This window comes from Streptomyces sp. NPDC050504 (assembly GCF_044458065.1).
GTDB lineage: Bacteria > Actinomycetota > Actinomycetes > Streptomycetales > Streptomycetaceae > Streptomyces.
Map to the genome: position 1 here is coordinate 14,474 of NZ_JBITHO010000004.1, position 22,947 is coordinate 37,420.

Consider the following 22,947-nt stretch of genomic DNA (forward strand, 5'->3'; position numbering starts at 1 on the left):
GACGTGGGGGGCGATCTCTCAGAGCCTGTGTCTGAAACCTCTCTCAAGTGGCGCATAACTTGCCGTCACCCACCACTTGGACACCGAAGCGAGGTGAGCTACCGAAGGCGCTGGCTGATGACCTTCGAGACGCCGTCGCCCTGCATCGAGACGCCGTAGAGCGCGTCCGCGACCTCCATCGTGCGCTTCTGGTGCGTGATCACGATCAGCTGCGAGGACTCCTGGAGCTCCCGCATGATCCTGATCAGCCGCTGGAGGTTGGTGTCGTCCAGCGCGGCCTCGACCTCGTCCATCACGTAGAACGGGCTGGGCCGCGCCTTGAAGATGGCGACCAGCAGCGCCACGGCCGTCAGCGACCGCTCCCCGCCCGACAGCAGCGAGAGCCGCTTGACCTTCTTGCCCGGCGGCCTGGCCTCGACGTCCACGCCCGTGGTCAGCATGTTGTCCGGATCGGTCAGGACCAGCCGCCCCTCGCCGCCGGGGAAGAGCCGCGAGAACACGCCCTCGAACTCCCGGGCCGTGTCCCGGTACGCCTCCGTGAAGACCTGCTCGACCCGCTCGTCCACCTCCTTCACCACCTGGAGGAGGTCAGCCCGGGTCTTCTTCAGGTCCTCCAGCTGCTCGGAGAGGAACTTGTGGCGCTCCTCCAGCGCGGCGAACTCCTCAAGGGCGAGCGGGTTCACCTTCCCGAGCTGCTGGTACGCCCGTTCGGCCGCCTTCAGCCGCTTCTCCTGCTCGGCCCTGGCGAAGGGCTTCGGCAGGTTGCGCGGGTGCTCCGGGTCCTCCGGCAGCTCCTCCCCCTCGGCGGGCAGCGAAGGGGGCACGAGCTGGTCGGGGCCGTACTCAGCCACGAGCCCGGCGGGCTCCACCCCCAGTTCCTCAAGGGCCTTCACCTCCAGCTGCTCGATCCTCATCCGCTTCTCGGCACCGAGTACCTCGCCCCGGTGAACCGAATCCGTCAGCTTGTCGAGCTCCGCCTTCACCTCCCGCCCCCGGGCACGCTCGGCGGCCAGCTCGCGCTCCCGCTCCGCCTTCGCCGCGTCGGCCGCCGTGCGCTCCTCGCCCGCCCTGACCAGCGACAGCTCGACGTGCGCCAGCAGCCGGCGGGCGCCCGCCGCGACGGCGGACGCGACCTGGGCCTCGTACCGCAGCCTGGCCCTGCGCCGCTCCGCACGCGCGCGTGCCTCGCGCTCGACGCGCGCCGCCCGGTCCAGCGAGTCGGCCCGCCCCGCGAGCCCCTTGACCCGCTCCTCGTGCGTACGGGCCTGGAGCCGCGCCTCCATCTCGGTCTGCCGCGCGTTGGCCCCGTCGGCCGCCAGCCGGTCCCGCACGGAGGTGTCGGGGTCCTCCTGTACGGGCGCCTCTTCGGCCACCAGCAGCCGCTCGGCCAGCTCCTCCGCCTCCGCCAGCGCCCGCTCCAGCGCCTCATCGGCCTTCGCGGCGGCCGCCGCCGAACGCTCCGCCTCCCCCGCCGCGCCCCGCGCCTGCCCGGCGAGCCGCCCGAGCTGCTGGGCCACTCCGGACTTCTCCCGCTCGGCCGCGCGCCGCCGCTCCCCCAGCTCGTCCACGCGCGCGGCGATCCCGGCGCGCCGCTCCTGGGCCGCGCGCTGCTCCCGCGCCAGCTCCTCGCACCGCACGTCGAGCCCCGCCAGCTCGGCCGCCGCCTCGTCCACCGAGGCCCGCACCTCAAGGAGGCTCGGCGCCCCCGCCGAACCGCCGTGCGCGAAGTGCGCGCCGAGCACGTCGCCCTCCGCGGTCACCGCCGTCAGCCCCGGCCGCGCGTACACCAGGTCCTCGGCGTCCTCCAGCGTGCCCACGACCACCGTGCCGCGCAGCAGCCGCCGCACGGCGGGCAGCAACGCGTCGGGGCCGCGCACCAGGTCGGCCGCGCGCGGCGGCCCTTCGCCGTCCGCCGGGTCGGCCCCGTCCCGCTCCTCGGGCGCCCCGGCCAGCAGCAGCGTCGCCCGTCCCGCGTCCTGTTTGCGCAGCAGCCGGATGGCCTCGGCCGCCGCCCCCGGGTCCCGTACGGCCACGGCGTCCGCCGCCGCGCCCAGCGCCGCTGCCACCGGCACCTCGTAGCCGGGCGTCACCGTCAGCAGTTCCGCCGCGGGCCCCAGCAGCCCGGCCAGCTGTTCGCCCGCCGAGAGCAGCGCGCCCGTGCCGTCCTTGCGGCGCAGGCCGAGCGCCAGCGCGTCGTGCCGGGCCGAGACCGCGGCCCGCTTGCGGTCGGCGGCCGTCGCGGCCTCGCGCGCGGCCGCCGACGCGGCCTCGGCCCCGGCCAGTTCGTCCTTCGCCGCCTCGTGCAGCGCGGCCAGCTCCGCGTCGCCCGCGTCCAGCCCCTCGACCTCGGCCTTCAGCGCCTCGTACTCCTCCTGGGCCGCCGTCGCGCGCTCCCGGGCGCCGTCGCGCGCCTCGGCCAGCCGGTCGATCTCGGCCTGCGCCGACGCGGCCCGCGAGCGCGCGGCGCCCACCTGGCCGCCGAGGCGCGCCAGGTGCTCGCGGCGGTCGGCGACGGCCCGCGCCGCGTCCTTGAGCCGCCGCTCCTCCAGGGCGAGGGCCCGCTCCAGCTCGGCGCGGTGCCCTGCGGTGTCCTCCAGGGCGTGCTCGGCGGCTTCGAGCGCGGCCGTCAGCTCGGCCTCCTGCTCCCGGATCCTGGCCGCCTCGCGCTCCATGTCCTCCGGGTCCCGGCCGCGCCGTTCCTCCGGGGGCTGGGCGGTGGCGCTCTTGACGCGCGCGTCGGCCAGCGAGATCGTGCCGCGCACCCGTTCGGCCAGCTGCGACAGCTCGTACCAGGTGGTCTGTGCCCGCTCCAGGCGCGGCGCGAGCCCGCGCGCCTCGCCCTCCAGCTCGGCCTCGCGCGCCAGCGCGGTCTTCAGCCGGGTCTCCGCCGCCTCCTTGCGCTCCTTGAGGGCGGCCTCGTCGGCGATCTCCGCGCCCAGCGCCTCCCTGAGGCGCACGAGGTCGTCGGCGAGCAGCCGCAGTCGCGCGTCGCGCAGGTCGGCCTGGATGACGGCGGCCCGCCGCGCCACCGCCGCCTGCCGTCCGAGCGGCTTGAGCTGGCGGCGCAGTTCGTCGGTGAGGTCCTGGACGCGCGCCAGGTTGGCCTTCATCGCGTCCAGCTTCCGCAGCGCCTTCTCCTTGCGCTTGCGGTGCTTGAGCACGCCGGCCGCCTCCTCGATGAAGGCGCGGCGGCCCGTCGGGTCGGCGTGCAGGACGGAGTCGAGCTGGCCCTGGCCGACGATGACGTGCATCTCGCGGCCGATGCCGGAGTCGGAGAGCAGTTCCTGGATGTCGAGGAGGCGGCAGGTGTCGCCGTTGATCTGGTACTCGCTGCCGCCGTTGCGGAACATGATCCGCGTGATGGTGACCTCGGCGTACTCGATGGGCAGGGCGCCGTCGGAGTTGTCGATGGTGAGGGACACCTCGGCACGGCCCAGCGGCGGCCTGCCCGTCGTCCCGGCGAAGATGACGTCTTCCATCTTGCCGCCGCGCAGCGACTTGGCGCCCTGCTCGCCCATGACCCAGGAGAGTGCGTCCACGACGTTGGACTTGCCCGAGCCGTTGGGCCCCACGACACAGGTGATGCCGGGTTCGAAGCGCAGCGTCGTCGCCGATGCGAACGACTTGAAGCCGCGGAGGGTCATTGCCTTGAGATGCACGCGGCCCGACTCTACCGGTCGGCTTCTGTTTCACCTCTGAAGGTGCAGGGCACATCAGACGTTAAGAAAAGGGTGCCGGGAGAGCCCTGCGGGAGTGCGGCAGAAGAAGAGGGGGCACCGCGGCAGAAAGAAGGGACGCCGAAGCGTCCCTTGCATATCCTTACGCGGTGACGAGACTGCGATCCGTGATCAGGTGAGCGCAGGCTCCGCCTGGGGTACGTCGATGTCGATGCTGTCGAGCAGCGACTCTCCCTGGTGCTGAGCGGCGGCCGTCAACGCGTCGTTCTCGGCGTGAATCCGAGTGAGCTCGGACTCAAGGTCCTGGACGCGCTGCTGGAGCCGTCGCATCTCGGCGAGGAGTCGCGGGTCGGAACCGCCGACGTAACCGAGAAGCGCCTTTGCCATGATGGATGGTCCTCCACACTGAGTGACCGACCGAAGCGGTGGTGGGTCGTGAGGGATTCGCACCCGCGGTGCCTGGCAGTGTGCTGATCCTGCTGCCGTTCTTACCGCCAAACAGCCAAGGTGCGCGGGGCTTCCAGCGTCTCACCAAAAAGTTTGACGGTCAACACGATCACGCCCCGTATCCAAGGGCGTCCCCGGCGCGCGGCCGCGGATGCGCGGCGGCGGCTGTCTCGTACGGGGCCCGGGGGGCGTGGTGATCATTATCTGCCCCCGCAGCCTGGCACGACAACCCCATGTTGGCAACTACCAGGCCGTTTCCACCACGCGCACGCACCGGAGCACCGGCGCGGAAGGGGGGCGTCGGGGGCGCTCGGGGGCCGTTCGGGGTCCGTTCGGGGTCCGATCGGGTCCGCTCAGCGAATCGCGAAGGTGTCGTAGCCGCCTCGTGGGGTGTCCCAGATCTCAGTCACACCGTCGACCCGTCCCGGCGTGTCGTCGGAGCGCAGCCAGTCGAGCAGACGGTGGCAATTCTCACGCGGACCCTCGGCCACGACCTGCACCCTGCCGTCGTCGAGGTTGAGGGCGAAGCCGGTGAGGCCGCCGATCTCCAAAGCGTTTGCCCTGGTGAACCAGCGGAAGCCCACTCCCTGTACTCGGCCGCGTACCCAGGCGGTGAGCCGTGCATCTTCGTTCATGGGTGCACGCTAACCGGCCAATAGCTCACGGAGCACTTCGCCCCCTTCCGCCATCGCGTACAGTCCGGACGCAATGAGGCTCACCCGTACGGGCTAGTCGCATGGACCGTAGTAAGCACGAGGAAGGCACAGCAGATGGGACGCCACCGTCGCTCGGCCGCCGCACCCGCCCCAGAGGACCGCTCGACGGACCGCTCGACCGGTGCGGCAGGCAGGCTCCGGGGCGGTGCGCGCCGGAAGAAGCGGGCGATCGTGCCCGTGCGCACCGGTCTGCTCGGCGTCTCTGCCGCCATGGCGGTCGGCGCGGTCGCCGTCGCCTCGGGGCTGCTGCCCGGCGGCGACACCCTCCAGGTGAGCGGCGGGCCCGGCGCCGGCGGACAGGTGCGCGCCGACGCCGCCACCTCCGATCCGCAGACCCAGGGCGGCAGGTCGAGCGCGCCCGCCGACGGCGCCGTAGCCCTGCCAGGACAAGGCACGAAGCGGGTGCACACCCCCTCGGCCTCCCCCACTCCCACGGCCGGAAAGCCGAGCGCGAAGCCCTCGGAGAAGGCGGAGCCGAAGGCCGGGGAGAAGGTCGAGGAGAAGGCCGGAAAGAGCGCGTCCCCCGAGGCGACCGGGGAGTCGGAGAGCGCCGAGCGCGCGAAGGAGCGGGCCGGGCGCACCGAGGCCCCGGCCGTTTCCCGCGACCGCACCCCGGCTTCCGAGTCCGCCGAGGCGGCCGTGCTCGCGCTGGTCAACCAGGAGCGGGCCAAGGTCGGCTGCCAGGCCGTGCGGCCCAGCGCCGAGCTGGCCGCGCTGGCCGCCGCGTTCAGCAAGGACATGGCGGAGCGGGACTTCTTCGACCACACCGACCCGGACGGCGCGACCCCGTGGGACCGCGCCGAGAAGGCGGGCGTGAAGGGGCTCGGCGGGGAGAACATCGCCCGCGGCCAGGCGGACGCCCAGGCCGTGATGGACGCCTGGATGAACAGCGAAGGCCACCGAGCAAACATTCTCAATTGCGATTACAAGACGCTGGGCGTCGGCGTGCACTTCGGTGCGGGCGGCCCCTGGTGGACCCAGGACTTCGGTTTCTGAAGCTTCGGGGGACTCCAGGAGCTTCAGGCGCTGACGCGCGGCGGGCGCTGGCAGCGCGGGCAGAAGTAGCTGGAGCGGTTCATCCACGGCCGCCTGCGGATCGCGGTGCCGCACCGCCCGCAGGGCTCGCCCTCGCGCCCGTACGCGTCGAGCGAGCGGTCGAAGTAGCCCGACTCGCCGTTCACGTTGACGTACAGGCTGTCGAAGCTGGTGCCGCCGACGTCGAGCGCGGCCGTCATCACGTCCCGTGCGTGCCCGAGCAGTTCGGCGGCGCGGGGGCGGGCGAGGGTGGCGGTGGGCCGCTCGTAGTGCAGCTTCGCGCGCCACAGCGCCTCGTCCGCGTAGATGTTGCCGACGCCGCTGATCAGCGACTGGTCGAGCAGCGCGCGCTTGACCGTCGTGCGGCGCAGGCGCAGCGCCGCGAAGAACGCCGCCTCGTCGAAGGCCGGGTCCAGCGGGTCGCGCGCGATGTGCGCGATGACGTCGGGCAGCCCGTCGGGGGTGTTCTCGTGCAGCGAGAGCCCGCCGAACGTCCGCTGGTCGACGAAGCGCAGCTCGGTGCCCTGGGCGTCGTCGAAGCGGATCCGGATGCGCAGGTGCTTCTCGTCGGGGGCGTCCAGCGGCTGTACGAGGAGCTGGCCGCTCATCCCGAGGTGGCCGAGGACCGAGGCGTCCTGGTCGGCGAGCGGCAGCCACAGGTACTTGCCGCGCCGCCGGGCGACGCCGATGCGGTGCCCCTTCAGGCGCGCGGCGAAGTCCGCCCCGCCCGCGAGGTGGCGGCGCACCGCGCGCGGGTGCAGCACCTCGGCCCCGGCGACGACGCGCCCGCTGACCCAGCGTTCGAGTCCGCGCCGTACGACTTCGACTTCGGGCAGCTCGGGCACGGACGGCTCCTCAAGGCACTGGTTGTACGGGGTCGACGGCAGCGTACCTCCGGCCCTCGCGCGGCTTCTCCCCAGTCCGCCCGCGCGGGACTTCCGTCGGCGGCCAGCCCGTGGCGACGGAGGCGACCACGGTGGAGTGCTCCGACCGGTTCTCGTTGCTCGCGCGCACCGCCGCTCCTCTGCTCCTCGCCCTTCTTCCGGCCCGTAAGGGACCGTGTCCAACAGAAGAACCCCGCCGCACCGGAGTGCGACGGGGTTCAGAAGTGGAGTCAGGAGGCGGCTGCGGTGCCCTCGGACGGGACCGGGGAGGCCGCGGCCTCTTCGGCTGCGGCCTTGGCGGCCGCTTCCCGTTCGTCGGCTGCCGAGCGGATCGCCCGCCAGGCGGACTCGGCCGCCTGCTGTTCCGCTTCCTTCTTGCTGCGGCCGGTGCCGGTGCCGTACGAGACACCACCGACGCGGGCAGCAGCAGTGAAGGTCTTCTCGTGGTCGGGGCCGGTCTCCGAGACGAGGTACTCGGGGACGCCGAGCCCTTCCGCCGCGGTGAGCTCCTGGAGACTGGTCTTCCAGTCCAGGCCGGCTCCGAGGTTGGAGGACTTCTCGATCAGCGGGTCGAAGAGCCGGTGCACCAGCTCGGACGCCGCGTCGAGGCCCTGGTCGAGATAGACCGCGCCGATCACCGCTTCAAGGGTGTCGGCGAGGATGGAGGCCTTGTCCCTGCCGCCCGTGCCCTCTTCGCCCCGGCCGAGCCGGATGAAGGAGCCGAGTTCGAGCCCTCGGCCCACCTCCGCGAGCGCGCGCGAGTTGACCACCGCGGCCCGGAGCTTGGCCAGCTGGCCCTCCGGGAGGTCCGGGTGGGTGCGGTACAGCGTGTCCGTGACGACGAGGCCGAGCACAGAGTCCCCGAGGAACTCCAGACGCTCGTTCGTCGGCAGGCCGCCGTTCTCGTACGCGTACGAACGGTGGGTGAGCGCACGCACCAGAAGGGCGGACTCGACCGGATAGCCGAGCCGCCCTTCCAGAAGCGTGTGGGACGAGGCCGCGTTGGTGTTGTCTGCCTTGTTGGACGAACCAGACATCGCGCCTCTCACCAGCCCGATCAGACCGACAGGACCTGGCGCTTGTTGTAGGTGCCGCAGCTCGGGCACGCGATGTGCTGCAGCTTCGGCTCCTGGCAACGCTCACACGAAACCAGGGTGGGGACCGCAGCCTTCCACTGCGACCGGCGGTGGCGCGTGTTGCTGCGCGACATCTTCCGCTTCGGAACAGCCACGGCTACTTCTCCTGCTTCTCGTCGACGCCCGCATTCGCTTCGGCGCCGCTCATGTTGTCCTTCTCGCCGTCCTGGATGGTCTCGGCGAGTCCCTGCAGTGCCGCCCAACGAATGTCGACGGCGTCATGGTGGTGGTCCGGGTCGTCGTTGAGCCCGGTTCCGCATTCGGAACACAGCCCAGCGCAGTCCTCCCGGCACACCGGCTGCATCGGCAGTGCGAGCACCACCGCATCACGCAGCACGGGTTCGAGGTCGAACAAGCCGTCCTCGAGGAAGAGCGTGTCCTCGTCGTCCTCGGCGTCGTCGCCCGGCTCCGCCTTGGGGCGGCCCCGGTCGTCGGCGTCAGGGTACGAGAACATCTCCTGGAAGTCCGCCACGGCCTCTTGGCGCAGCGGCTCCAGACACCTTACGCACTCACCCTCGGCCGTTGCACGGGAGGTGCCTGTGACAAGCACCCCTTCCATGACGGATTCGAGGCGGAGCTCGATTTCCACGGGAGCGCCCTCGGGCACTCCGATGACACCCGCGACGCCGAAGTCGGCCGGGGCGTCGACCGAGCGGGTCAGCCGCTGGAGCGCACCGGGACGCCGACCCAGCTCGTGCGTGTCGAACACGAGGGGGTTTCGGTGGTCAAGGCGGCCGTTCAGGGCTTCTCCCGCTTTCGGATTCGTTCGGTTCGTGGGGTGGGCCGCCTGCGGACACTGGATCCGGGCAGCCTGGATCGCGGACATGCACGCGACCGAAGAGCCAGGATACTGGACCGTTCGCCATAGGCCCAATCCGGTCGGTCAGCGCCCCTGCTCGTACCTGCGCAGCTGCTCCAGGTCGATCATGCTCGTGTCGAAGAAGCTGGTCTCGTCCAGCGCGCCGCCCTGCTGGTGCTGGGGCTGGTGCTGGTCGTGCTGCTGGTGCTGCTGGTGTGCGTCCAGCTGGTGGGGCTGCTGGTGCACGTCCGGCTGGTGCTGCGGGGGCTGGGGCCAGCCGCCGCCGTAGGTGCCGCCGCCGTAGGTCTGGTCGTAGCCCTGCTGCGGCTGCTGGTAGGCGTACGGATCCTGGTGCTGCGCCGCCGCCGGGTAGCCCGCGTAGGCGTCCTGGCCTGCGGGCTGCGGGACGTCCTGGTAGTCCGCGTAGGCGGATTCGGCGTACGAGGGGTCCGCGTAGGGCTGCTGGGCCGGGATCTGCGGCTGGTGGGCCGGGGGCGCGGGCGGGGCCGCGGGCGTCGCCGGGACCGGGTCGGCCAGCTCCGCGAGGCCCGCCAGGTAGTCCGCGTCGCTGGTGCGGGTCTGCGGGTCCGCCGCGTCCTGCGCCGCCATGTGCGCGCCCAGGTCGTCCGTCGCGACGCGCCCCAGCAGCTTCTCGCGGCCCCTGCCGACCGCCTCCAGGGTCTTGGCCAGCACCGCCTCGAACGCGCCGAGCTTGGTGTCCACGTACTCGTCGGCGCGCTGGATCAGCGCGGCCGGGTCGCTGGTGTACTCGGGGGCGTCCTCGTCCCCGTACCCCTGCGGGTCGAGGCCGGGACCCCGGCCCAGCAGCTTCTCGCGGCCCCGGTCGACGGAGCCGATGGTCTTGGTGAGGACGACCTCGAAGTTGGCGAGCTTGGAGTCGACGTAGTCGTCGGCCTCCGCGCGGATCTCCTCGGCCTCGCGGCGGGCCTCGGAGAGGATGCGGTCCGCCTCGTCCTGGGACTGGCGGGCCACGGCGGTGTCGGAGATCAGCGTGCCCCGCTGGGCGTGCGCGGCCTCGATGATCCGCTCCGCCTCCTGGCGGGCCTCCTCGACCAGCTGTTCGCGCCCGCCGATGAGCTCCTGGGCGTGGGCCAGGGAGCCCGGCAGCGCGTGGCGCACCTCTTCGAGCATCGCGAGCAGCTCGGCGCGGTTGACCACGCACGACGCCGACATGGGCATGGAGCGGGCGTTACCGACCGCTTCGACGATCTCGTCGAGCTTCTTCTGCACGTCCACCGTGTGCTCGCCACTCTCTACAGCTGGTTGGGAGACGGACGGCACGACTGTACGGCCAGTCGGCGCCCGCCGGACACCCGATGACGGCCCGTCACCCGGCGGCCGCCGGGTCACCGCTGCTTCAGGCGCTCCACGAGGGCCGTGTGCACGGTGGGCGGCAGCAGGTGGGAGACGTCGCCGCCCCAGGCCGCGACCTCCTTCACCAGCGAGGAGGAGAGGAAGCTGTACGTGGGGTTGGTCGGCACGAACAGGGTTTCGACGCCCGTCAGGCCGTTGTTCATCTGCGCCATCTGGAGTTCGTAGTCGAAGTCGCTGACCGCCCGCAGCCCCTTCACGATGGCCGGGATGTCGCGCTCCTTGCAGAAGTCGACGAGCAGGCCGTGGTGGGACTCCACCTGGACGTTGCCGAAGTCACCGGTGACCTCGCGGATCAGCTCGATCCGCTCGTCGACGGTGAACAGGCCCTTCTTGGACTGGTTGATCATCACCGCGACGTGCACGACGTCGTACAGCTTCGAGGCTCGGGCGATGATGTCGAGATGTCCGTTGGTGATGGGGTCGAACGACCCCGGACAGACGGCGCGGCGCAACTGAAGTCCCTCGCTCCCAGGTCCGGTCATCGTGCGTCTTCGCACGTAGAGGCGGCGCGACCGTACCAAAGCGTGCCTTCGCCGTAGCGACGGGCCCGCACCGGTTCGAAGCCGTCGGGCCAGCCGAACTCCCCGCCCCTCGTGCTGCGCTCCACGGTGACGACGGCGTCCTCCGCGAGCCAGCCCCCCGCGCGGAGTGTGATCAGGATCTCCCGGAGATCGTCGTCCTCGACGGCGTACGGCGGGTCGAGGAAGACGATGTCGTACGGGTCCTGCGGCGCCGGTCCCGTCACGACCTGCTCCGCCCTGCCCGCGCGGACGTCGGCGCCCGGCAGGCCCAGCGCCTTCACGTTCTCGCGCACCGTGCGGGCGGCACGGGCGTCCGCCTCGACCAGCAGGGCGTGCACGGCGCCCCGGGACAGCGCCTCCAGACCGACGGCGCCGGAGCCCGCGTACAGGTCGGCGATGCGCGTCCCGCGGAACGAGCCGAGGAGCGACTCCCACGTGGAGAAGAGCCCTTCGCGAGCGCGGTCGGAAGTGGGGCGGGTGCCGTTGCCCGGCGGTACGGCCAGGCGGCGTCCGCCGGCCGTACCGGCGATCACGCGGGTCATCTCTGTGGGGTCCTTCGCGGGGAGAGGGGTCGGGGCTCTCCACGATATGGGGCCCGACGGCACGGGGCCCGCGCGGGGACCGCCGTACGGGGCGGGGAGGGGCGGGGAGGGAGGGAGTGCCTCCCTCCCCGTCCCTCCTCACCCCTTGTCCAGGTACTCCTCCCGCTCCTTGTCCAGCAGCGCGTCCAGCGCCGTGCGCAGCTCCGGGTACGCGGTCAGCTCCGGGTCCTCGGCGACGACGGCCGTCGCCTCCTCCCTGGCGGCGACGATGACCTCCTCGTCGTCGATGACCGCGAGGACCCGCAGCGAGGAGCGGACGCCCGACTGGGCCTGGCCGAGCACGTCGCCCTCGCGGCGCTGTTCGAGGTCGATGCGGGACAGTTCGAAGCCGTCCAGGGTGGCGGCGACGGCGCCGAGCCTGGCGCGGGCCGGGCTCGCCTCGTGGGCCTCGGTGACCAGCAGGCAGAGCCCGGGGGCCGAGCCCCGGCCCACGCGGCCGCGCAGCTGGTGGAGCTGGGAGACGCCGAACCGGTCCGCGTCCATGATCACCATCGCGGTGGCGTTGGGGACGTTCACGCCGACCTCGATGACCGTCGTCGCGACCAGGACGTCGACCTCGCCCGCGGCGAAGCGGCGCATCACGTCGTCCTTGTCCTCGGGGGCCATGCGCCCGTGCAGCACCTCGACGCGCAGCCCGGCGAGCGGGCCGCCGGCGAGCTTCTCCGCGGTCTCCACGACCGCGAGCGGCGGGCGCTTGTCGGCCTCCTCCGCGGCCTGCTTCTTCTTGGGCTCGTCCTCGCCGTCGCCGATGCGGGGGCAGACCACGTACGCCTGGTGGCCGTTCTCCACCTCTTCGCGCACCCGCTCCCAGGCGCGGGCCAGGAAGTGCGGCTTGTCCTGGGCGGGGACGACGTGGCTGGCGATCGGGGAGCGCCCGGCGGGGAGCTGGTCGAGGACGGAGGTCTCCAGGTCCCCGAAGACCGTCATCGCGACCGTGCGCGGAATGGGCGTCGCGGTCATGACCAGCAGGTGCGGCGGCTGCTTGCCCTTGGAGCGCAGGGCGTCGCGCTGCTCCACGCCGAACCTGTGCTGCTCGTCGACGACGACCAGGCCGAGGTCGTGGAACTGCACCTTGTCCTCGATCAGCGCGTGCGTGCCGATCACGATGCCCGCCTCGCCCGTGACCAGGTCGAGCAGCGCCCGGCGGCGGGCGGCCGCGCCCATGGAGCCGGTGAGCAGCACGACCTTGGTGCCCAGCTCGGAGCCGCCGAGCAGACCGCCCTCGGCCAGCTCGCCCATCATCTCGGTGACCGACCTGTGGTGCTGCTGGGCCAGCACTTCGGTGGGCGCGAGCATCGCGGCCTGCCCGCCCGCGTCCACGACGGCGAGCATGGCCCGCAGCGCCACCATCGTCTTTCCGCTGCCGACCTCTCCCTGGAGGAGGCGGTGCATCGGGTGTTCCGTGGCGAGGTCGCCGAAGATCTCCGCCGAGACCTTCTGCTGGCCCTCGGTGAGCGTGAAGGGGAGTTTGGCGTCGAAGGCGTCGAGGAGGCCGTCCGCCACCGGTCTGCGGGCGACCGCGGGGAGCTGGTCGTCGGCGTGGCGGCGGCGGGCCAGGGCGACCTGGAGGACGAAGGCCTCGTCCCACTTGAGGCGGTCCTTGGCCGCGGCGATCTCCGCGTTGTCGCGCGGGCGGTGGATCTTGAGCAGGGCCTCGGGGAGCGGGAGCAGGCCGCGGCCGTCGCGCAGGGCGGGCGGCAGCGGGTCGACGACGCCCTGCCACCGCTCCGCCTCGAAGAGGGCCAGGAGCGTGTCGACGGCCTTCTCGATCTTCCAGGAGTCGATCTGCTTGCAGGCCGGGTAGAGCGGGAGCAGCCGGCCCGCGAAGGCGCCGACCGCCGCGCTGTCGTCGCCGTCGGCGTCCAGCCGCTGGTAGGTGGGGTGGGCCAGCTGGAGCTTGCGGTTGAAGGTGCCGACCTTGCCCGCGAACATCGCGCGCGTGCCGGGCGGCAGCTCCTTGTGGGGCTTGTGCACGCCGTGCCCGAAGAAGACGAGCTGGAGCCTGCCGCTGCCGTCCGTGATGGTGACCTCCAGGCGTTTGCCCCGGCCGCCGTTGAAGGTCAGCACCCGGGCGTCGGCGACCTGGGCGACCACCGTGACGTGCTCGTCGAGCGGGAGGTCGGCGAGGCGGGTGAGCTGGCCCCGCTCGGCGTATCTGCGCGGGTAGTGGTGCAGCAGGTCCCCGACCGTGTTCAGGCCGAGGTGCTCGGCCATCACCTTCGCGGTGGTTCCGCCGAGCGACTTCTTCAGTGGTTCATCGAGCGCAGGCACGCCCTCCATTGCACACCACAGCGCTGACAATCGTCGCCGCGACCGCCGGAACGCCCTGGTCAGTACGGCGGGCTGAACCCTAGGATTGCGCTCCTCCCCACCCCATCCGCCCCTTCGCGGTCACCTCTCATCCGGGGCCGCCAGACCCGCGCCTTCGCCCGTCCCCCCACCGGCGCTGCGACGATGACTCCTGATCAGACCCAGACTCCGCACACCTTCCAGGTCGACCTGCGCGGCCTGGTGGACCTCCTCTCCCACCACCTCTACTCCTCGCCGCGGGTCTACCTCCGCGAGCTGCTGCAGAACGCCGTCGACGCCGTCACCGCGCGCCGCGCCGAACAGCCCGACGCGCCCGCGCGCGTGCGGCTGTACGCCGAGGACGGGCGGCTGCGCGTCGAGGACAGCGGCATCGGGCTGACCGAGCACGACGTGCACCACCTGCTGGCCACCATCGGGCGCAGCTCCAAGCGCGGGGGCAGCGAGGGCCTGGAGAGCGCGCGGGCCGAGTTCCTGGGGCAGTTCGGCATCGGACTGCTCGCCTGTTTCGTCGTCGCCGAGGAGATCCGGGTCGTCAGCAGGTCGGCGCGGCGGCCGGAGGCACCGCCCGTGGAGTGGGCGGCGCGCGACGACGGCTCGTACACCGTCCGTACGCTGCCTGGCGACGCGCGCGTGGAGCCCGGTACGACCGTCCACCTGGTGGCGCGGCCGGGCAGCGCCGAGTGGCTGGCGCAGGACCGGGTGCTGGCGCTGGCCAGGGACTTCGGCTCGCTGCTGCCGTACGACGTGCGGGTCGGCGAACAGCCGGTCACCGATCTGCCCGCGCCCTGGGACCGGCCGCATCCGAGCCCGGCCGCCCGGCGGGTGGCGCTCGCGGGGCACTGTCACGAGCAGTTCGGGTTCTCGCCGCTCGACTCGATCGAGCTGGACCTGCCCGCGGCGGGCGTCCGCGGGGTCGCGCACGTGCTGCCGTCGGCGGTCTCCCCCGCGCAGCGCGCCGGACACCGGGTGCACCTGAAGGGGATGCTGCTGACGGACCGGGCGGACGACCTGCTGCCCGAATGGGCGTTCTTCGTGCGCTGCGTGATCGACACGGACAGCCTGCGGCCCACCGCTTCGCGCGAGGCGCTGTACGCGGACGAGACCCTGGCCGCCGTGCGGGAGGCGCTGGGCGAGCGGATCAGGGACTGGCTCACGGGGCTCGCGACCGGCGATCCGGAGCGGCTGGGGCAGTTCCTCTCCGTGCACCACCTGGGGGTGAAGTCGCTGGCGCGGCACGACGCGGAGATGCTGCGCACGATGCTGCCGTGGCTGCCGTTCGAGACGACGGACGGGCGGCTGTCCCTGGACGAGTTCGCCCGCCGCCACCCGGTCGTGCACTTCACCCGTACCGTCGAGGAGTTCCGGCAGGTCGCGCCGATCGCGTCCGCGCAGGGCATCGGGGTCGTCAACGGCGGCTACACGTACGACGCCGAGCTGGTCGAGCGGCTGCCGCTGGTGCGGCCCGGGGCGTCCGTCGCGGAGCTGGACGCCGACACGGTGACCGCGCACCTGGACGCGGTGGACCCGGCGGACGAGCTTGTGCTGGCGGGCTTCCTGTCAGTGGCGCGTGCCACGCTGGATCCGCTCGACTGCGACGTGTCCCTGCGCTCCTTCCACCCGCTGACCGTGCCCGCGCTGCACCTCGACGACCGCTCGGCCCGCCACGAACGGGCCCGTGCGGAGGCCGAGGAGCAGGCGGACGACCTGTGGGCGGGCATCCTCGGGTCGCTGCGCGGCACCGCGCCGCGCGCCCGGCTGGTGCTCAACCACCTCAATCCGCTGGTCCGCCGGATCAGCGGCATCGCCGACCGGGAGCTGGCGGGCACGGCGGTCGAGTCGCTGTACGGGCAGGCGCTGCTGATGGCCCAGCGGCCGCTGCGGCCCGCCGACACGGCGCTGCTCAACCGGGCGTTCGGCGGCCTCCTGGAGTGGGCCACGCACGACCGGGAACACCCCGCCGGCAGGCGCGACGAGAACGACCGGAACGACGAGAACGACCAGCAGGGGGACGACCGGGCATGACGATGACCTTCGACGCGCTCCGCGAGGCGCTGCGGGAGAACCACGCCCGGCCCGAGGGCCCCGCGCGCAACGCCCGCGCCGAGCTGCTGCTCGCCGAGGCCGAACGGATCCGGGAGCCGCTGGCCCTCGTCGAGGCACTGGGCCACCAGGTGCAGGTCTACAACTACAGCTCCGAGAAGGACAAGATGCTCGTCCCCTTCGCGCGGCTGCTGCGCATCTGGGACGAGCGGCCCGGGGACTTCGACGCCCACGAGGCGCACTCCCTGCACTGGATCTTCAAGTGGGTCTCCAGCGGCATGCTCGACCAGCCGCACATCCCGCTCGCCTCGATCGAGAAGTGGCTGGGCGAGATGGAGCACAGGTACCGCATCGCGGGCCACTCCGAACGGGCCGTGCGGCAGAGCGAGTTCCGGGTCGCCCGGCACGTCGGCGACCGGACGCGGGCCGAACGCGCGTTCGCCGCGTGGCTGGCCGCCGACCGGGACAGGATGAGCGACTGCCACGCCTGCGAGCTGCACGGACAGGGCAGCTGGCACCGGGAGCTGGGGGACGACGAGCGCGCCCTGGAGACCTGGCAGCCGGTCCTCGCGGGCGAGCACACCTGCGCCCACGAGCCGCACGCCGTGCTGGCGTCGTCACTGCTGCCGCTGGTGCGGCTCGGCAGGACGGGCGAGGCCCGCGCCAACCACCTGCGCGGGTACCGCATGGTCCGCGAGATGGAGAGCATGCGGTCCTCCGTCGCGCGGCACGTGGAGTTCTGCGCGCTGACCGGCAACGAACCGCGCGCCCTTGAGATCCTGGCCGACCGTCCCTCGTACTTCACCGACAGCGGCGACCCGGACAGCCTGCTGGACTTCCTCGCGGTCACCGCGCTCCTGATGGACCGGCTGACCGCCATCGGCCACGGCGAACAGGACGTGCCGGGCCCCGCCGACGGCCGCTGGACGGCCCGCGCGCTGGCCGGGCACGCGCGCGAGCGGGCGCTGGCGCTCGCGGGCCGCTTCGACGCGCGCAACGGCACGGACGCGGTGAGCACGGCGGTGCGGACGCAGTTGGACCGGCGGCCGCTGGCCGAGCGGCTGCCGCTGGGGGTACGGGCGGCGCGGCTCGCCCCCGCGACGGCTTCCGGCACGCCCGTACGGGAGGACGCGGCGCCCCGCGACAGCGCCGTGCCGGTGCCCGAAACCCCTGGCGCCGGGGCCCCCGACCTCGCCGGGCTGCTCGCCGAAGCCAGGCGGCTCTCGGCTGCCCAGCACCCGGACGCGGGCCGGACCTGGGCCGCCGCCGCCGACGAGGCGGAGCGCTCGGGGACCGAACTGTCGGTGCGGGACCGCGCGGAGATCGAGGACCACCGGGCGATGGCGGGCGCCACCGAACCGGCCCGCTCGGTCGCCCTGTTCGCGTCGGCCGCCGCGCTGTACGAGGAGGCGGGCGACCTCGGCGAGGCTGCGGCGGCACGCGCGCGCGGCGCGTACGCGCTGGCGCTCGACGGGCGGTACGAGGAGGCGCTCGCGGCCGTCGAGGAGCCGTGCGCCCGCGCGCTCGCCCTGCACGCGGCGGGCGGGGCGACGACCCGGCAGGCCTCGGGCGCGCTGCTGTGCCGGGTGCGCATCCTCGCCGAGCGGTTCGGCGAGTCCGACGAGGCGGTGGCCGAGGTCGGGCGCGCGGCGCGCGAGGTGCTTGCCCTGGCCGAACCGCGCCGCGACGAGGAACGGGTGGCGGCGCGCGTCGCGGAGGCGTACACGGCGCTGGGCGACGTCGCCGCGTACGGCGAGGACGTGACCGGCGCGGTGGAGCTGTACGCGCGGTCGGCCGAGGTCTACGAGGCGGCGGGGCTGCCGTGGTTCGCGGTGGAGCCGTGGATGCGGCTCGCCGGGGCCGCGCGGCACCTCGGCGACCTCGACACGGCGCTGCGGGCCGCGCGCTCGGCCCTGGAGCACGGCGCGGGGCGCGCGGGCGCGCGCGGTCGGGCCCGGCTGCACCTCCAGGTGGCGGAGCTGCTCGCGGGCGCGGGCGAGTTCGCCGAGGCGTCCGAGCACGCGCTGGAGGGCGCGCACTGGGCCGACGAGGCGGGCGAGAGCGCGGGCCTCGGGGCGTACGCCAGGCACCAGCTGGGCGGCCACCTGCTGCGGCTGGGCCGGAGCGCGGAGGCGGCGGCCGTGCTGGAGGCGGTGCTGCCCGACCTCACGGTCGAGGGGCACGGCGACGGCACGGTCGTGCAGACGCTGTGGTGGCTGGGCGACGCCCTGACCGCCCTGGGCGAGCCGAGGGCGGCGGCGGAGCACTGGCTGCGGGGCGCGGAGCTGGCGAGCGCGTGGCCCGAGCAGCGGGACCACGCGGTGCTCGCGAACCTCGCGGGCGAGGCGCTGTTCCGCGCGGAGCTGCACGCGCAGGCGGAGCGGGCGTACGAGCGGGCCGGCGAGCTGTGGCGCTCGCTCGGCGACGTGCGCGCGGTGGTGCGGACGCTGCGCGTGCGGGCGTGGATCGCCCTGCGCGAGGAGCGTGCGGCGGACGCGGTCGCGTTCATGGCCTCGGCGGCGCGGGAGTGCGAGGTGATGCTCGCCCCGTCGGACGGCGGGGCGGGCGGGGCGGCCGCCGAGTGGCTCGCCGAGCTGGCGGACACCCACCGCCAGAGCGCGGAGCTGGTCGCCGAGAGCGGTGACCGCGAGACGGCCCTCGGGTACGCGGAGAGGGCGGTCGCCGGGTACGGCGCGGCGGGCGCCGACTTCCTCGACCCGCGCACGGGCGCGGAGCTCATGGCCGCGTGGCTGGAGGCGGAGCTGGGCCGGGGCGCGGCGGCGGCCGCTCGGGCGCGGAGGGTCAGGGAGGTGTACTCGGGCCGTACGGACGAGGGGGCGCGGGAGCGGGTCGCGGAGGCGGAGTCGATCCTGGAGCACGCGGAGGGGCAGGAGTAGGGGGCGGGGGCAGGCGGGGCGGCAGGGGGCGGGGGCGGGCCGGTGGGCGGCGCGCACCCTACGGCAGGGGCCTACTCGACGCCCACCGAGAGGGGGACCCGTCCCCCGCCCGCGTAGCTCACCGTGTCGACCGCCAGGTACGCCTCCCGCACGTGGCCTTCCAGGGTCTCCCCCAGCCCCTCGGGCGCCCCCTCCCCCAGCACCAGCGTCACCAGCTCGCCGCCCGCCGAGAGCATCCGGTCCAGGACCGTCCTCGCCGTCGCCGCCAGGTCCTCGCCGATCACCGCCACGTCCCCGTCGATCAGCCCCAGCACGTCGCCCGCCTGGCAGATTCCCGCGGTCGTCCACGACTGCCGCTCGGCGACCGCCAGTTCGGCGTAGCGCGTGGCGCCCGCAGCGGCCGTCATCGCGACCACGTCCTCGTCGAACCGCCGCTCCGGCTCGTGGACGGCCAGCGCCGCGATGCCCTGGACGGCCGCCCGGGTCGGGATCAGGGCGACCCGTACGCCCTCCGTGCGCGCCTGTTCGGCCGCCGCGGCCGCGGTGTGCCGCAGGTCGGCGGAGTTCGGCAGGAGGACCACCTCGCGCGCGTGCGCCCGCCGGATCGCGTCCACCAGTTCGCCGCTCGCGTGCGGCTCCCCCGGCCGCGCGAGCACCGTCGTCGCGCCCGCGTCCGCGCACAGCCCGGCGAGCCCCTCCCCCGGGACGACCGCGACGACCGCCCGCTGGACCCGCTCCGGGACGGCCTGGCCCGACGAGGCGAAGTGCGTGATGCGGATGCGGTACGGGCGGCCCGCCTCAACGCCCGCCTCGACCGCCGCCCCCGCGTCGTCGACGTGCACGTGGACGTTCCACAGCCCGTCGCCGCCGACCACCACCAGGGAGTCCCCGAGCGCGTCCAGCCGGGCGCGCAGCCGGGCCACCGCCGCGTCGTCCGCCTCCAGGAGGTAGATCACCTCGAAGGCCGGCCCTTCGTACCCGTCCTCGGGCCCGGGGCCGTGCCCGTCGCCGCACCCCTCGGCCGCGTGCTCCGCCGTGCTCCCCGGCCTCCCGTACCGCCGCACGGCCACCGCCTCGCCGCCCACCGCCTCCACGAGCGCGCCCAGCACCACCACCAGGCCCCGCCCGCCCGCGTCCACGACCCCCGCGCGCCCCAGCACGTCCAGCTGGCCCGGGGTCTCCTCCAGGGCCCTGCGCGCCCCCTCGTACGCCGCCCGTGCGACCTCCGTCACGTTCCCGCCGCTCGAAGCACCGTCCGTCGAACCGTCCGAAGAACCGTCGGGAGAGCCGCTCGAAGCACCGTCCGAGACCGCGACCGCCGCGACCGCCGCCGCCTCGGCGACCGTCAGCACCGTCCCCTCGACGGGGTGCGCGACGGCCTCGCGCGCCAGGTCCGCGCCCCTGCGCAACGCGGCCCCGAGCACCCCGCCCGCCCGCCACCCCTCGGCACCCGGACCGCGTTCCGCCAGCACCCCCGCCGCCCCGCGCAGGAACTGCGCCAGGATCGTCCCGGAGTTCCCGCGCGCGCCGATCAGCGCGCCGTGCGCCATCGCCCGCACCGCGTCCGCCGGATCGGGCGCCGTGGAACCCGTCTCGTACGCGGTGAAGACCGCCTCGACCGCCTGTGCGGCCGACTCCACGGTCAGGTAGAGGTTCGTCCCCGTGTCCCCGTCCGCCACCGGATAGACGTTGATCGCGTCGATCTCCGCCCGCTCGCGGCCCAGTGCCTCCAGGGCCAGCGCGCACCAGTTCCGTACCGCTACGGCGGCTGTCTCGGCAGCGGAGGGCTGCGTCACCTGGGTCCTCCTCGGGACGTGACTCGGGGCGTGATTCGGGACGTGACTCGGGGCGTGAACGGAGCGGATACGGGACGGGTACCGGACGGGTACGGAGCGGGAAGCCGGCGCGGTCCGCCGACCGGATCCGCAGGGTAGTCCCAGCCCAGCGGCAGCACGAGGGAGGGCCGCCGACCTGGGGGGCCGGGGCGGAGGACCGGCGAGCCATGGTAGTTTCGTTCTATCGGAGCAGGCGTTGTATGCTGCTTCGGTTGCCCGGCGAAAGTCGGGCCATTCCCCCGGCAAGCCACCTTCAGTCTCCTGATTCCGGCGCGCCGGAATTCACTGTAAATCTGAAGTCTTTGGAGTGACCCGTGGCTGCCAACTGCGACGTCTGCGGCAAGGGGCCGGGCTTCGGCAACAACATTTCGCACTCGCACCGCCGTACGTCCCGTCGCTGGAACCCGAACATCCAGCGCGTGCGTGCCGTGGTCGGTCGGACGCCGAAGCGGCTCAACGTCTGCACCTCGTGCATCAAGGCCGGCAAGGTCTCGCGCTAACGCCGACGAGGTTCGTCGTAGCGCAGCCCCTGCGGTTGCCTTGAAGGCCGGTCCACCTCGGTGGACCGGCCTTTCGCCATGCCCGCGCGCGGTCGGAATCAGGCCCTCAGGGCCGGTCACTCCGGTCGCGCACCCGCCAGGCGTGGTCCACCGGGCCGATCCCGGATCCCAGCGGGAACCCCGCGGCGATCGCCCCGGTCACGTACTCCTTCGCCGCCGCCACGGCCTCCGGCACGTCGAGCCCCTTGGCGAGGCCCGACGCGATGGCGGACGCCAGGGTGCAGCCCGTGCCGTGGGTGTGCCGGTTGTCGAGGCGCGGGGCGCGCAGCCACTGCTCGCGGTCCCCGTCGGTGAGCAGGTCAACGGCCTCGGCCGAGCCCGACCCCGCCAGATGACCGCCCTTGATCACCACCCAGCGCGGCCCGAACGCCAGCACGGCGGCCGCCGCGCGCCGCATGTCGGCCTCGCTCTCCACCCGTACGCCTGTGAGCTGCGCCACCTCGTCCAGGTTCGGGGTCGCGACGGTCGCGACGGGCAGCAGCCGCTGCCGTACGGAATCCAGTGCCTCCGCGGCGAGCAGCGCGTCGCCGTGCTTGGAGACCCCGACCGGGTCGACGACGACCGGGGCGTCCGTGCCCGCGAGCAGTTCGGCGACGGCCTCCACGAGCGGCGCCGACGCCAGCATGCCGGTCTTCACCGCCTGGACTCCGATGTCGTCGACGACGCTGCGGTACTGGGCCCTGACGGCCTCCACCGGCAGTTCCCAGGCGCCCTGGACGCCCAGCGAGTTCTGCGCGGTCACGGCGGTGAGCACGCTCATGCCGTGCGCGCCGAGCGCCAGCATGGTCTTGAGGTCGGCCTGGATGCCCGCGCCGCCGCCGGAGTCGGACCCGGCGACGGTGAGCACGCGCGGTGGTATGTGCATGCGGCGAATCTAGCCGTACGCCGTGCGGACCCCGCCCCCGTCCCCCGTCCCCCGCGGACCGGCTCAGTCCTCGATCTCGCCGAAGTGGTCCCAGCCGCTCTTCTTCGTCCACGGCGCCCCGTCCACCGTCACCTGCGGCAGCGCGGACGGGTTGAGCACCTCGCCGATCACCTTCCAGCGGGCGGGCAGCTTCACGTCCTGCGGGAAGGTCGCGACGATCGCGTGGTCCTCGCCGCCCGTCAGCACCCACTGGATCGGGTCGACGCCGACCGCCTGCCCGATGTCGCTCATCTGGGACGGGATGTCGATCAGCCCGGAGCGCAGGTCGATGCGGACCTTGCTGGCCTCCGCGATGTGCCCGAGGTCGGCCACGAGCCCGTCGCTGACGTCGCACATGGCGGTCGCGCCGAGCCCGGCGGCCGCGGGGCCCGCGTGGTACGGCGGCTCGGGGCGGCGGTGCGCCTCGACGAAGGCGCGCGGGGAGCGGAAGCCGCGCGAGAGGACCGCGTACCCGGCGGCGGACCAGCCGAGCCAGCCGGTGTACGCGACGACGTCGCCCGGCTGCGCGCCCGAGCGGGTCACCGGGTCGTGGTTGCGCAGGTCGCCGAGCGCGGTGATGGAGACGGTGATGGTGTCGCCGCGGACCACGTCCCCGCCGACCACGGCGGCGCCCGCGACCTGGCACTCGTCGCGGATGCCGTCCATCAGCTCGGTGGGCCAGGTCACCGGCAGGTCGCCGGGCACGACCAGGCCGAGCAGCAGCGCGGTCGGCACGGCCCCCATCGCGGCGATGTCCGCGAGGTTCTGCGCGGCGGCCTTGCGCCCGACGTCGTAGGCGGTGGACCAGTCGCGGCGGAAGTGGCGGCCCTCCAGGAGGATGTCGGTGCTCGCCACGACCCGGCGGTCGGGGGCGGCCACGACCGCGGCGTCGTCGCCGGGTCCCAGGCGTACGGCCGGAGTGGAGGTGAGCCGGGAGGTGAGCTCCCTGATGAGCCCGAACTCCCCCAACTCGCCCACAGTGCCCTTCATCGGTGTGCCCCTTCTGCCCCAGTGCGCTTGCGGTCGCGAGCCATCACTGCTCTAGGTACCGTCAGTACGTACGTCAACTTCTGTTTGCCGGGCGCGTCGCCGCGGGCGCCCCGGGTCGCGCAACTCTCCCCGCGGCCCGTGGCGACGCGATACGGTGGCGTCCCTTCTTCCCCCCACAAGATCCTCGTGGCCGCCCTGG

Annotated in this window: 18 protein-coding genes; 4 read left to right on the forward strand and 14 right to left on the reverse strand. The window is 73.6% G+C overall.

Features of this window, described 5'->3' with window-relative positions; genetic code table 11:
* Positions 1–98 precede the first annotated feature (98 nt).
* The 3 genes from smc to ACIBNE_RS15420 all read right to left on the reverse strand — a co-directional run bounded on the left by smc (position 99) and on the right by ACIBNE_RS15420 (position 4,759).
* Positions 99–3,659 carry a chromosome segregation protein SMC gene (smc, locus tag ACIBNE_RS15410; RefSeq protein ID WP_399271682.1) on the reverse strand — a complete coding sequence of 1,187 codons (3,561 nt, stop codon included), beginning with the start codon at positions 3,657–3,659 and terminating at the stop codon, positions 99–101.
* Positions 3,660–3,848: 189 nt separating this feature from the next.
* Positions 3,849–4,064, reverse strand: a complete 216-nt coding sequence (locus tag ACIBNE_RS15415) for a hypothetical protein (RefSeq protein ID WP_399271683.1) — start codon at positions 4,062–4,064, stop codon at positions 3,849–3,851.
* Positions 4,065–4,477: 413 nt separating this feature from the next.
* Complete coding sequence (locus ACIBNE_RS15420) at positions 4,478–4,759, reverse strand: acylphosphatase (RefSeq protein ID WP_399271684.1); 282 nt, start codon at positions 4,757–4,759, stop codon at positions 4,478–4,480.
* Between the two features lie 135 nt (positions 4,760–4,894).
* Here ACIBNE_RS15420 and ACIBNE_RS15425 point away from each other — a divergent pair, with 135 nt between their 5' ends.
* Positions 4,895–5,836 (forward strand): CAP domain-containing protein, encoded by a 942-nt coding sequence (locus ACIBNE_RS15425; protein WP_399271685.1) that lies wholly within the window; start codon positions 4,895–4,897, stop codon positions 5,834–5,836.
* Between the two features lie 23 nt (positions 5,837–5,859).
* Here the strand turns inward: ACIBNE_RS15425 and mutM are convergent, their stop codons facing one another.
* The 8 genes from mutM to recG all read right to left on the reverse strand — a co-directional run bounded on the left by mutM (position 5,860) and on the right by recG (position 13,492).
* Positions 5,860–6,720 carry a bifunctional DNA-formamidopyrimidine glycosylase/DNA-(apurinic or apyrimidinic site) lyase gene (mutM, locus tag ACIBNE_RS15430; protein WP_399271686.1) on the reverse strand — a complete coding sequence of 287 codons (861 nt, stop codon included), beginning with the start codon at positions 6,718–6,720 and terminating at the stop codon, positions 5,860–5,862.
* 269 nt (positions 6,721–6,989) lie between these two features.
* On the reverse strand, positions 6,990–7,796 hold the full coding sequence (gene rnc / locus ACIBNE_RS15435; protein WP_399271687.1) for a ribonuclease III: 807 nt from the start codon (positions 7,794–7,796) through the stop codon (positions 6,990–6,992).
* Between the two features lie 20 nt (positions 7,797–7,816).
* Positions 7,817–7,990: a 50S ribosomal protein L32 gene (gene rpmF, locus ACIBNE_RS15440; protein WP_015036448.1), complete on the reverse strand. Its 174-nt coding sequence runs from the start codon at positions 7,988–7,990 to the stop codon at positions 7,817–7,819.
* Between the two features lie 2 nt (positions 7,991–7,992).
* The gene (locus ACIBNE_RS15445) at positions 7,993–8,637 is read right to left on the reverse strand and encodes a YceD family protein (protein ID WP_399272917.1); all 645 of its coding nucleotides are present in this window, start codon (positions 8,635–8,637) and stop codon (positions 7,993–7,995) included.
* Between the two features lie 141 nt (positions 8,638–8,778).
* The gene (locus ACIBNE_RS15450) at positions 8,779–9,951 is read right to left on the reverse strand and encodes a cell division initiation protein (protein WP_399271688.1); all 1,173 of its coding nucleotides are present in this window, start codon (positions 9,949–9,951) and stop codon (positions 8,779–8,781) included.
* Positions 9,952–10,061: 110 nt separating this feature from the next.
* Positions 10,062–10,541 carry a pantetheine-phosphate adenylyltransferase gene (gene coaD / locus ACIBNE_RS15455; protein ID WP_399272919.1) on the reverse strand — a complete coding sequence of 160 codons (480 nt, stop codon included), beginning with the start codon at positions 10,539–10,541 and terminating at the stop codon, positions 10,062–10,064.
* 26 nt (positions 10,542–10,567) lie between these two features.
* Positions 10,568–11,152, reverse strand: coding sequence for a 16S rRNA (guanine(966)-N(2))-methyltransferase RsmD (rsmD, locus tag ACIBNE_RS15460; protein WP_399271689.1), 585 nt, complete (start codon positions 11,150–11,152; stop codon positions 10,568–10,570).
* 138 nt (positions 11,153–11,290) lie between these two features.
* Complete coding sequence (gene recG, locus ACIBNE_RS15465; RefSeq protein ID WP_399271690.1) at positions 11,291–13,492, reverse strand: ATP-dependent DNA helicase RecG; 2,202 nt, start codon at positions 13,490–13,492, stop codon at positions 11,291–11,293.
* A gap of 174 nt (positions 13,493–13,666) precedes the next feature.
* Here recG and ACIBNE_RS15470 point away from each other — a divergent pair, with 174 nt between their 5' ends.
* Positions 13,667–15,544: an HSP90 family protein gene (locus ACIBNE_RS15470; RefSeq protein ID WP_399271691.1), complete on the forward strand. Its 1,878-nt coding sequence runs from the start codon at positions 13,667–13,669 to the stop codon at positions 15,542–15,544.
* Positions 15,541–18,459 (forward strand): tetratricopeptide repeat protein, encoded by a 2,919-nt coding sequence (locus ACIBNE_RS15475; protein WP_399271692.1) that lies wholly within the window; start codon positions 15,541–15,543, stop codon positions 18,457–18,459. Before ACIBNE_RS15470 ends, ACIBNE_RS15475 begins: the two co-directional genes overlap by 4 nt.
* Before the next feature lie 71 nt (positions 18,460–18,530).
* Here ACIBNE_RS15475 and ACIBNE_RS15480 read toward each other — a convergent pair whose 3' ends face one another.
* A complete protein-coding gene (locus ACIBNE_RS15480; RefSeq protein ID WP_399271693.1) occupies positions 18,531–20,255 on the reverse strand; it encodes a DAK2 domain-containing protein in 1,725 nt (574 codons plus the stop codon).
* 353 nt (positions 20,256–20,608) lie between these two features.
* Between ACIBNE_RS15480 and rpmB the strand changes: the two genes are divergently transcribed.
* Positions 20,609–20,794 carry a 50S ribosomal protein L28 gene (gene rpmB / locus ACIBNE_RS15485; RefSeq protein WP_003957616.1) on the forward strand — a complete coding sequence of 62 codons (186 nt, stop codon included), beginning with the start codon at positions 20,609–20,611 and terminating at the stop codon, positions 20,792–20,794.
* A 106-nt stretch (positions 20,795–20,900) separates the two neighbouring features.
* Here the strand turns inward: rpmB and thiD are convergent, their stop codons facing one another.
* Positions 20,901–21,719 carry a bifunctional hydroxymethylpyrimidine kinase/phosphomethylpyrimidine kinase gene (gene thiD, locus ACIBNE_RS15490; RefSeq protein ID WP_399271694.1) on the reverse strand — a complete coding sequence of 273 codons (819 nt, stop codon included), beginning with the start codon at positions 21,717–21,719 and terminating at the stop codon, positions 20,901–20,903.
* A gap of 63 nt (positions 21,720–21,782) precedes the next feature.
* Positions 21,783–22,748 carry a thiamine-phosphate kinase gene (locus tag ACIBNE_RS15495; protein ID WP_399271695.1) on the reverse strand — a complete coding sequence of 322 codons (966 nt, stop codon included), beginning with the start codon at positions 22,746–22,748 and terminating at the stop codon, positions 21,783–21,785.
* Between the last annotated feature and the right edge of the window lie 199 nt (positions 22,749–22,947).